Genomic DNA, 10709 nt, shown 5'->3' on the forward strand with positions numbered 1-10709 from the left:
CATCATCTCCGACAAGGCGCCCGACGATGACGGATCGACGCCGCCGTCCACGGTATCGGGGCAGGATGCCGTGCCGTTCGGTTACATCAATCAGGATTTGATCAATGCCGGCGTGAAGGTGATGAACAACTCCTGGGGTGGCATTACCTGGGACGCGAGCGACACCGCCACGACCAAGGGCTTCCACGATGCGTACGCGCCGTTCGTCAACGGCGGCGGCCTGGTGGTGTTTGCGGCAGGCAATGATTCACTGCCCAATCCCAGCACCATCGCCGCGCTGCCCAGCATGCCGGGCGCGGAGGATCTGCAGAAAGGCTGGCTGGCCGTCGTCGCCCTGGACAGCAGCAACCCCACGCAGCTGGCGAGTTATTCGAACAAGTGCGGCGTGGCCATGAACTACTGCCTGGCCGCGCCGGGCAACGTGGTTGTCAGCGGCAAGGACGACACCACCAGCAACCAGACTTACTGGATCGTCGAAGGCACTTCGCTGTCTGCGCCTGCCGTATCCGGTGCGGCAGCGGTGGTGTGGCAGGCGTTCCCGTACTTCACCAACGACCAGGTGCGCCAGACTCTGCTGGGCACGGCGGACGATCTGGGTGCGCCAGGCGTGGACTCCACCTTCGGTTATGGCGAGCTCGACGTGGGCAAGGCCATCCTGGGTCCGGCCAAGTTCGACTGGGGCAACTTCGACGTCACGCTCAACATCAACTCCACCTGGGGCAATGCGATCAGTGGTAGCGGCGGTCTGACCAAAGACGGCACCGGCACGCTGACGCTGACTCAGGACCCGAGCTATACCGGCGACACGTTCATCGAGCACGGTGCGCTGGTTGCACCGTCGATTGCCGGCAACCTCTACATCGACCATGTCGATGCGATCATGAGCGGCGCGCACAGCTTCGGTGCGGACGTCCAGAACCTGGGCACGCTGGTGGTGGCCGGCGGTGACGTACATATCAGCGGCAGCTACTACCAGGGCTTCACTGCCACGGACGGCCAAACCGGTCGACTCGCGCTGGAGTTGGGGCGTTCGCTCAATATCGATGGCCAGGCCGTGCTCGTTGGCGGCAATCTTTATGTGATTGGCGCCATGCAAGGCTATGTGGCCAACTCGCACACCAACGTGCTCACCGCCAAGGGTGGACTCACGGGCCAGTTCACCGGGCTGGATGTGGCCTCCGGCGTGCTGCTCGCGGCCACGCTCAACTACGACAGCAACAGCGCGTGGCTCAACGTGACCCAGGTGCAGGCCAGTGCCGTCAATGGCATGACCTACACCACCGCTTCGTATGGTGCTGCACAGCGCGTCGACAATGCCTTTGGCGCAATCAACTCCCAGCTGGGGCAGGGCACGCCACCGATCGGCGGCACGCCGGTAGGCACGGACTTCATGCATGGCGCAGCCAGCCTGCAGCAGACGCAGACCACCGCGGCCTTGCAGCAGTCGCTGGAAAGCCTTTCGGGCCAGCTGCACGCCGCCAGTGCGGCGATGACCTTCGAAGCGATCGATGCCGGTACGCGTGCGCTGTCGGATCATTTCGACGGGCTGGTCGATACGCGCACGACCGGCGGCTGGGCGCAGACGCTGGGTTACCACGGCAGCATGAGCCGCAGCGGCTACGGCGACGTGGGCTACGACCTCAGCGGATGGATGGCCGGCCAGGACCGCAAGCTCGGCAGCAACGGCGTGCTGGGTTTTGCCGTGAGCCAGAGCCAGGGCCTGGGCCGTCTCGCTGAATTCGCGGACCAGGGCCAGAGCAATGCCGTCGAAGGCATGCTCTACGGCGGCGTCATGCAGGACAACTGGTACAGCATGGGTCGACTCGGTTACGGCACGTACCGGGAGAATATGCGCCGTCACCTTGAGCTCGGCAGCGACGTGTCAGGCGTGGCCAGCGATACCAACGGCCGCTACACCGTGGCTTATGGCGAAAGCGGCCTGCGTACCTCGTTCGGCGGCATCCAGATCACGCCCTACGCCAACATGCAGTACGCGCACATCCAGCGCGATGGCTTCAATGAACTGGGCGGCTACGGCTTCGGCCTGAAGAGCGGCGAGCAGGATGTGGAGCGTTGGCAGGCCGGCTTCGGCGTGCGTGCGGGTCATACCTGGTCGCTCGCCGGTGGCGGCAGCCTCGGCCTTCAGGCGCGCGCGCAATGGCAGCAGGCCTTTGCCATGCATGGTGACGTGTTCGACGCGAGCTTCACTGGTGTTGACCAGTGGGCGCCTGTCGGTGGCGTGGGGTTGTCGCGCTATGAAGGGCAGGTGGGCTTGTCGCTCGACTGGACGATGTCGGCGCGTTCTAGCCTGCAGTTTGGGATGGATCAGTATTTTGGGCAGAACAGCCAGGGGATGATGGGGATGCTCAATTATCGGCTGAATTTCTGACGTAGCTCTCTCTCCCTCTCCCCGTCGGGGAGAGGGTTGGGGTGAGGGGCGGGTGCTCGCGGGAACGGTTCGATCTCGTCATCACGGCGCAGGCGGGAGGCGCTGTTCAGCAGCCGAATGGCTGGTCATCCAGAGTCTCGGTTTCTGGTTGACGCGTTACCGCCGGCGTGCCGCCTACGCGGCGGGCGTTTCGACTGCCTGCCGGCAGCCGAGTCACTTTTCTCTTGCTGGCCCAAGAGAAAAGTAACCCAAAGAGAATGGCCTGATAACGCCCGCAGCATCGTGTTGGGATAAGCCCGAACGCTTGAGGTGCGTCGTTGAGGGACAACCTCCGAGGGTACACAGGGGATACTTCCAAGCGCTGCGCAACGCGCCCGAATCGCTGAGGACTTAAAGCGAGGCCTCGCTGCGCATCGGCCTTAGGCATCGCTCATTCACTCTGCCACGCCTGCTTGTCTGTGGGAGCGCACCCTGTGCGCGACAGCCACGCTGYGGTGTACCGCTCCGTAGGTTTGTCGCGCACAGGGTGCGCTCCCACAGGCAAGCGGCTCGCATGGTTGAAACCGTGAGCCACGGCGCGGGTGCTCCCTTGTAGGAGCGCACTTGTGCGCGACCGCCGCGCTGGGGTGTATCGCTCCGTAGGCTGGTCGCGCACAAGGTGCGCTCCTACAACAGCCCCGGTAACTCCATGCACTTCACTTCACCCACTTCCCGTCGGGAAGTGGGACTGCCTTTTCGCAAATCCCAGCTGTCACTCCTTGCCGTGAAACAACTCGCGGCCGATCAGCATGCGGCGGATTTCGTTGGTGCCTGCGCCGATTTCATAGAGCTTTGCATCGCGCAACAAGCGGCCTGCCGGGAACTCGTTGATGTAGCCGTTGCCGCCGAGGGTCTGGATCGCTTCCAGCGCCACCTTTACCGCGTTCTCCGATGCATTGAGCAGGCACGCGGCGGGGTCGATGCGGGACTTTACGTTGTGGTCGAACTGCTGGGCGACCATGTACGCAAAACCGCGCGAACTCTGCAGTGCGGTGTACATGTCGGCGATCTTTGCCTGCATCACGCCGAACGTGCCGATGGGTGCGTTGAATTGCTTGCGCTCGCGCACATAGGGCAGGGAGATGTCGAGCGCCGCCTGCATCAGTCCGATGGGGCCGCCGGAGAGCACCAGGCGCTCGGTGTCCAGGCCGCTCATCAGCACGCGCACGCCTTCGTTCACTTCGCCGACGATGTTCTCTTCCGGAATCTCGCAATCCTCGAACACCAGCTCGCAGGTGTTGGAGCCGCGCATGCCGAGCTTGTCGAGCTTTTGCGCGGTGCTGAAGCCCTTCATGCCTTTTTCGACGATGAAGGCCGTCATGCAGCGGCTGCCCGCCGGACGCGGCGCCGTGCGCATGTAGACCAGCAGCACGTCGGCATCGGGGCCGTTGGTGATCCACATCTTGGAGCCGTTGGCGACCCACACGTCGCCCTTCTTCTCCGCCTTGCAGCTCATCGAGCCGACGACATCGGAACCGGCGCCCGGTTCGCTCATCGCCAGCGCGCCCACGTACTCGCCCGAACAAAGCTTGGGGATGTACTTGCGACGCTGTGCTTCGTTGCCGTTGTGGAAAATGTTCTGCACGCACAGATTGGAGTGCGCGCCATAGGAAAGACCGACCGAGCCGGAGGCGCGCGAGATTTCCTCCATCGCCACCATGTGCGCGAGGAAGCCCATGCCGGTGCCGCCGTATTCTTCCGGAATGGTGATGCCGAGCAGGCCCATGTCGCCGAACTTGCGCCACAGGTCGGCGGGAAACAGGTTCTCGCGATCGATGTGGTCAGCGCGGGGAGCGATCTCCTTCTCGGCGAACGCGTGCACGCTGTCACGCAACAGATCGATCTCTTCACCCAGTGGAAACKGACGCATGCCTTCAAACTCCGGAATTGCGGAAGATCTCCATGGTACCGCGGCGGCCTTAACAAGCCGTTGCKCGACGCACAAGCCCTCGGGGGTCAGGCATCGGAGGTATTGAGTGTATTCGCCAGCTCGGCAAGCCGGTCGCGCTGGACCAGTACCTGCGCAAGCTGGCCCAGCGCGAGGCGGGCTGCATCGTCGTCAGCGCTGGCGGCGAAGGGCTCCAGCCATGCGGCATCGTCGGTGGTGACCTGCGCCGTGAGACCGTTGGCCAGCGCATCACCCAGTTGCGCCAGCGCCTTGACCGCAGCGTCACCGGCGCGAACCACGGCGTCGCGCGCTGCCGGCGATGCAATGATTTGGCGATTGGCGCCGAGCGCAGACAGCTGCCCCARCAAGGTATGCGCCGCCGACAGAAATCGCAGCAGGCTTTCCGTGCCGCGGCTGTGGCGCCCTGGTTCGCGCAGCATGTTGGCGAGGACGGCGCTAAGCGTGGCGTTGGCGTTGTGCGCGTCGCGACGGGCAATGCGATAGTTCAGATCGTCACGACGACCGCTGGCGTACTGCGCGATGATCTGTTCGAGATAGCGCGCATCGCCACGCACGGTATCGGACAGCACCTCGTCGAAGCGGCGTCCCTGCCAGTCGGGCAGTACCAGACGCATGGCCAGCGCGGCGATGGCCGTGCCGATCAAGGTGTCCAGCAGGCGCGGCCACATCACGTCGTAACCGCTGCCCACCTGGTTGAAGCACAGCACCACGAACAGCGTGATGGCGGCTGTCGCGGTGGTGTAGCGGCGCAGTCGTGCCGCGAAAAAGATCACGCCCGACAGCACCACCAGCGGCATCTGCCATGGGCCGAACGGCAGCAGCTTCAACGTGGCCCAGCCGAGCACGAGACCGACGACGGTACCCAGCACGCGCTGCACGAGCCGCAACTGGGTGGCGCCATAGCTGGGCTGGCACACCAGCAGGGTGGTCAACAGGATCCAATAGCCATGCCGCGGATGCATCGCAAGCAGCACCGCATAACCCACCAGCAGCGCCAGCGCGAGGCGCACGCCATGGCGAAAGCGAAACGACCGCGGCGTCAACTGGATGCGGATGCGTTCCCACGCATCGGTGATCGACTGCGGACCCGGGTGTTGCAGCAGTCGTTCCGAACGACTGCCGCTGAGTCCATGCGGCGCATGACTGGCCAGCAGTTGCTGGATCGAAGCGAGATTGCGCACCAGTGCATCCACCGCGCGCAGCAGATGTGCCGGTGGTGGTTTGGCTTGCTCGCGCAACGCGTCGAGCGCGCTGTGCAGATCGCTCACCGTGGCGACACTGTCGGCACGGTTCGTGGCGGTGGGCTTGGTGTGAAAACGCAGCGCCTCGGCTCGCTGACGGCAGGTTTGTGCTTCCAGCCGCAGCAGGTGTTCGCAGCGGAACAAGACGTCGCTATGAAATAGGGCCTCGGCCAACGCATCGTAGGGGTAATGGGCGGAACTGATGCGCTCGTGGATGTCCTGCGCGAGGAAGTACATCTGCAGTCGCGCGGCCATGGCGCCGCGGGGGCGGCGTGCACCGATGCGATCGACCAGCATCAGTCGCGTGTCGTTGAGCGCTTCCACCACCCGTTCGTTCTGCATCGCCAGCGCCCATTGCATCGCTTCGCGATCGACGCCGTGGACGGGTGTAAAGAGTGCCGCCTTGCCTTCCATGCAATCGGCCAGCGCATCGAACAACCGCGCCAGCGACAGGCGTAGCGCCTGCTGCGGCGCCAGCACACTCCACAGCAACGACAGCACGCCATACCAGGACGCGCCCGCCAGGAGCAGGGCGGGCTGATACCACCAGGGGCCACTGACCGCCTGGTCGGCGCCAATCATGGTGTACACCGCCAGCAGGAGCGTCGCGCCAGCCACCGTGGCGTAGCGCTCGCTCGCGGCGCCCAGCATCACCAGGGCGAAGGTGGACAGCGGCAAGCCGATGGCAAACAGCGCGGGGTAGGGAAACAACCATTGCACGGCCATCGCCGAGAACGCGAAGCAGGCCAGCGTCAGCAGCAAGGTGGTGAGGCGGCTGCGCCAGTGGTCCTCGGTCTCGGCCAGTGCACAGGCGATGATGCCCAGCAGGACCGACACCACCGCTTCGATGTGTCCGGTGCCAAAGCACCAGGCCACCGCGCCGCTTAAGGCGAGGAAGACGCGCAGGCATTCGGCGTAGCGGTCGGAACCGCGCACGCGGCGCCAGCGGTAGGCGAGGGAGGAGAGCATGACGCCAGCATACGATGCCGCCTCTTTCCTGTGGGAGCGCACCCTGTGCGCGACGGGGCGTGCGACAACCTGTCGGACATGCAGTCGCGCACAGGGTGCGCTCCCACAGGAGGTGGTCGCGGGCCAACAAAAAACGCCGGCACGAGGCCGGCGTTTTCTTCAAACCTGCCGCGAGTACTTACTGACCGCGCATGCGACCAGCGAAGCGCGGACCGTGGTGGCCCATGGTCGGCAGCTTGATCTTGCCGATCGCTTCGATGCGCTCTTCGGCCAGACGGTCGGCCGCCTTGTAGGTCGGCACGCCTTCGGTCTTGGAGATTTCGAAGATGCGGCCCAGGTTGTAGTAGATGGTGCGCATCATGCGCATCGCACGCTCGCGGTTGTAGCCGTCGATTTCCAGCGACACGTTCATCACGCCGCCGGCGTTGACGGCATAGTCGGGCGCGTAAAGCACGCCGCGACGCTGCAGCTCGTCGCCGATGGCGTCGGTGGCCAGCTGGTTGTTGGCCGCGCCGCAGATGATCTTGGCCTTGATGCGGTCGATGGTCTGGTCGTTGAGCGTGCCGCCCAGGGCGCACGGCGAGTAAACATCGGCGTCGACGTCGTAGATCTCGTCCAGGCCCACGGCTTCGCAGCCCAGCTCATCCACGCAGCGCTGCACGGCATCCTTGTTGATGTCGGTGACGAACACCTTGGCGCCCTGTTCGCGCAGCAGCTTGATGAACTCGCTGCCCACGTGGCCGCAGCCCTGCACGGCGTAGCTGTACTTGCCCACGTCTTCGTTGCCGTGCTTGACCTGCAGCGCGGCCATCAGGCCCTGCAGCGTGCCGAACGCGGTGAACGGCGACGGGTCGCCCGAGCCGCCGTGCACCTGGTGCACGCCGGTCACGTATTCGGTTTCACGGAACACGTATTCCATGTCGTTGACGTCGATGCCGACGTCTTCGGCGGTGATGTAGCGACCATTGAGCGAGTTGACGAACAGGCCGAACGCGCGGAACAGCGCCTCGGACTTGTCCTTGCTCGGATCGCCGATGATCACCGCCTTGCCACCGCCCAGGTTCAGGCCGGCCACGGCGTTCTTGTAGGTCATGCCGCGCGACAGGCGCAGCACGTCATTCACCGCGTCCTGCTCGGTCTTGTACGGCCACATGCGCAGACCGCCGAGCGCAGGGCCCAGCACCGTGTTGTGGATCGCGATGATGGCCTTCAGGCCAGCGTCCTTGTTATGGCAGAAGACGACTTCTTCGTGACCCGTTTTGGCGATGGTTTCGAAAATCATTGGAACGGAAACTCCAAGTTGTGTGCCCGGGGACGGCACGCCGGAATGGCGGCGGGTACGGTGCAGCGCGGACCCGCCAAGGCTGAAAACGCCTGAAACTCAAACGCCCCAGCAGGGCTGGGGCGATGAATCGAGTTCCCAATTCTAATACGCGGCGGGGGAACACTGGTGCCGCGGCGCATCAAAGCGCGGCCGTACGGGCTTGCGAACCAAGCGCAGACGCCTGCGAAACGGCGTCGCCACGGCGGTTGCCGCTTAGCCCTGTGCCCACACGCCTACGCTGAGGTGCCAGCCGTCGCCGCGCTGCACATAGTGCGGGTGCACATAGTGATAGCCCGGACGCGCCGGCTCCCAATGCCCGTGCATGGCGACGTACTTGCGACCGTTCCAGTGCCAGTATCCGCGGGCCCAGATATAGCCAGGCCGCGGGGCGGGTTCTTCTTCGATCACTACGGCCGGCGGCGCCTGCGGGGCAATCACTTCGACGTAGCCAGGGGCCGGCGCGGGTTGTTCGACAATGACGGGGCGGCGGCGCGGCGCGGGTTGTTCAACCACGCAGCCGCTGGCCAGCATGATGACGGTGGCGAGTGCGGCGAAACGAATCGTCGTAGACATCGACATGGATGAATGGCCTCTCTGTTTGAATGAAGGGAGCTGCGGCGCGGAACCATGACGCGCAAGGCTGTGCATCAGCTTTCACGCCGTCGCAGGTTTTTCTCTTTCGTGGCAAATACTTGCGATCGCCCGGGTGCGGGCGGCGCGCTCACTTTGGACGAGCACTCTGGTTGGGAAGCGGGCGGCATTGCGCCGCCCGCACGAAGCTGAAAATCAGCGGCCCCAGTAACCGTTATGCATGCGCCAACCATCGCGGGCGTGTTCCCAGTGCGGCTGGTGATAGACGTAACCAGGGCGGGCGCGGACCCAGGCGCCGCCCATCCAGACGTGGCGACCGCCATCCCAGCGCCAGTAACCCGGCGCCCACACATAACCCGCGCGCGGCGGCGGCACGACCTCGTAACGCGGCGGCGGCGGTGCGACACCAATGCCGACGGAGACATCCACGCCAGCCGTGGCGGTCGGGGCATAGCTCATGGCGCCCGCGCTGGCGACGCCAAGAGCGGCGAGCAGGGCGAGTTTGCGGGTAATGCTCAGCATGATGAAGTCTCCTTGGTTGACGGCCGCACCCCGCGGCCTCACGACGGGGAACGGCGTATTTCCTTGCCTTGTTGACCGTCGCCGCCGGGCTCGTTCAGGTTCGCGCGGGCAAATCGCTGCGATCCATTCAGATTTTTGACGCGAAAAGAACGAACGATCGTGCTATTTTATTGTCCATGAACGCTACGACCCTCGGCAAACGCGCCGCCACGCGCGAACTCATCCTCGATCACGCCTACGACATGGCGCGCCGCGACGGCCTGGAAGGGCTGTCCATCGGATCGCTGGCGGCAGACGTGGGCATGTCCAAGAGCGGTTTGTTTGCGCACTTTGGGTCGCGCGAGGAGCTCCAGCTGGCCGTCCTGGAAACCGGGCAGCTGCGGTTTCTGCAGAACGTGAAATGGCCTGCGCTGAAACTGCCGCGCGGCCTTGCCCGCGTGCGCGCCATTGTCACCAACTGGGTGGCGTGGGCGCAGGAATACCAGAGCGGCTGCGTGCTGCTCACCGCGGCGAGTGAATATGACGGCCGCGAGGGCGCCTTGCGCGATGTGGTGATCAAGCAGCAATCGGGCTGGCGGCAGGAGATGTGCCGCGCCATCGAACATGCCGTGGCAAACGGCGAGCTGAGCGACGACACCGACGCTCCTCAGCTGGCCTTTGAGATCTACGCACTCATGCTGGGCCTGCATCACGACGCGGCCCTGTTCGGTTTCGATGAAGCGCGCCGGCACACGCTGGCGGGCTTCGAGCGCCTCATCAACAGCTACAGCCCTCGCGCTGCGCGGAGTGTCACGCCATGAACCGCCAAACCACTTCGGCCAAGCCTCACCGCCGCGGGCCCGGCGCCTTCAAACTGGGCGTCGTGCGCGCCGGTTTTGCACTGGGCAGTCGCATCGCGCCGAAGCGCGCGGTCAAAGGCGCGGTGCGCATCTTCGTGACGCCCTTCGCCAGCAGCCGAGCACGCGCGCAGGCGGCCAGGCCGGATCAGGACATGCAGCGCGGCGAGCTGGACGTGCATGGCAAGCGCATCGCCACCTATGTATGGGGTGATCCGTCGCGCCAGCCCTATGTGTTGCTGGTGCATGGCTGGTCAAGCTTTGGCCTGCGCTATCTGCCCTGGATCGAACCCTTGCGCGAGATGGGCTATGCGCTGGTGGCGTTCGATCAGCCAGGGCATGGCCTGAGCGATGGCCGCCATTGCACCTTGCCCGATTTCATCGAGACCGTGCGCGAAGTGGGCCGTCACTTTGGCAACGCGGCGCTCACCATCGCCCATTCGCTGGGCGGTGCGGCTGCGACGATGGCCCAGGGTGAGGCTTGGCATGCAAAGAAGCTGATCCTGATCGCGCCCGCCGCCGATCCGGTGGCGGCCACGCAGCGCTTCACCCAATTCGTGCGCCTGGGCCAACATCTGAGCGGCCGCCTGCATGACGGGCTGGAGGCCATGACCGGCATCAATATTCACGATCTGCAGGTGCATCGCCATCTGCCGTCGCTCGGTCAGCCCGGCCTGATCGTGCATGACCTGGACGACCACGACGTGCCATGGGCAGAAGGCGAGCGCTATGCACGCCATTGGCGCGGCGCCCGTCTGTTCACCACGCAGGGGCTGGGGCATCACAAAGTGCTCGATGCGCCCGAGGTGATCGAGGCGTCGCTGGCATTTCTGCGAGGCGAGAGCGTCGGGGAGCGCGTGGTGTCTTCGCCAAACCTGCCGTTTGGAGT

The 10709-nt window shown here is 64.8% G+C and carries 8 protein-coding genes; 3 read left to right on the plus strand and 5 right to left on the minus strand.

The genetic code is table 11. The annotated features are described in order from the left end of the window. A partial coding sequence (locus AC1DMG_RS15915; RefSeq protein WP_477180750.1) for an autotransporter domain-containing protein occupies positions 1-2389 on the plus strand: 2389 nt, incomplete at its 5' end. 751 nt (positions 2390-3140) lie between these two features. Here AC1DMG_RS15915 and AC1DMG_RS15920 read toward each other — a convergent pair. The 5 genes from AC1DMG_RS15920 to AC1DMG_RS15940 form a co-directional block, all read right to left on the minus strand. Further along, positions 3141-4298 (minus strand): isovaleryl-CoA dehydrogenase, encoded by a 1158-nt coding sequence (locus AC1DMG_RS15920; RefSeq protein WP_477180751.1) that lies wholly within the window; start codon positions 4296-4298, stop codon positions 3141-3143. A gap of 86 nt (positions 4299-4384) precedes the next feature. After that, a complete protein-coding gene (gene yccS / locus AC1DMG_RS15925) occupies positions 4385-6547 on the minus strand; it encodes a YccS family putative transporter (RefSeq protein ID WP_441604258.1) in 2163 nt (720 codons plus the stop codon). 178 nt (positions 6548-6725) lie between these two features. Continuing rightward, on the minus strand, positions 6726-7829 hold the full coding sequence (locus AC1DMG_RS15930) for a Glu/Leu/Phe/Val dehydrogenase dimerization domain-containing protein (RefSeq protein ID WP_441604257.1): 1104 nt from the start codon (positions 7827-7829) through the stop codon (positions 6726-6728). Between the two features lie 255 nt (positions 7830-8084). Further along, on the minus strand, positions 8085-8450 hold the full coding sequence (locus AC1DMG_RS15935) for a YXWGXW repeat-containing protein (RefSeq protein ID WP_441604256.1): 366 nt from the start codon (positions 8448-8450) through the stop codon (positions 8085-8087). Positions 8451-8657: 207 nt separating this feature from the next. Then, entirely contained in the window at positions 8658-8984 is a 327-nt protein-coding gene (locus AC1DMG_RS15940) for a YXWGXW repeat-containing protein (RefSeq protein ID WP_441611094.1), read from the minus strand. A gap of 68 nt (positions 8985-9052) precedes the next feature. Between AC1DMG_RS15940 and AC1DMG_RS15945 the strand changes: the two genes are divergently transcribed. Continuing rightward, on the plus strand, positions 9053-9784 hold the full coding sequence (locus AC1DMG_RS15945) for a TetR/AcrR family transcriptional regulator (protein WP_441604254.1): 732 nt from the start codon (positions 9053-9055) through the stop codon (positions 9782-9784). After that, on the plus strand, positions 9781-10709 hold a 929-nt coding region (locus tag AC1DMG_RS15950; protein ID WP_477180752.1), incomplete at its 3' end, for an alpha/beta fold hydrolase. The genes AC1DMG_RS15945 and AC1DMG_RS15950, both read left to right, overlap by 4 nt.

It is taken from the genome of Dyella sp. 01N36 (assembly GCF_056399745.1).

Bases quoted from the DNA above. Each gene is read 5' to 3' on its own strand.
- AC1DMG_RS15935 (WP_441604256.1), bottom strand. From the start codon at position 8,450: ATGTCGATGTCTACGACGATTCGTTTCGCCGCACTCGCCACCGTCATC.
- AC1DMG_RS15940 (WP_441611094.1), bottom strand. From the start codon at position 8,984: ATGCTGAGCATTACCCGCAAACTCGCCCTGCTCGCCGCTCTTGGCGTC.
- AC1DMG_RS15930 (WP_441604257.1), bottom strand. From the start codon at position 7,829: ATGATTTTCGAAACCATCGCCAAAACGGGTCACGAAGAAGTCGTCTTC.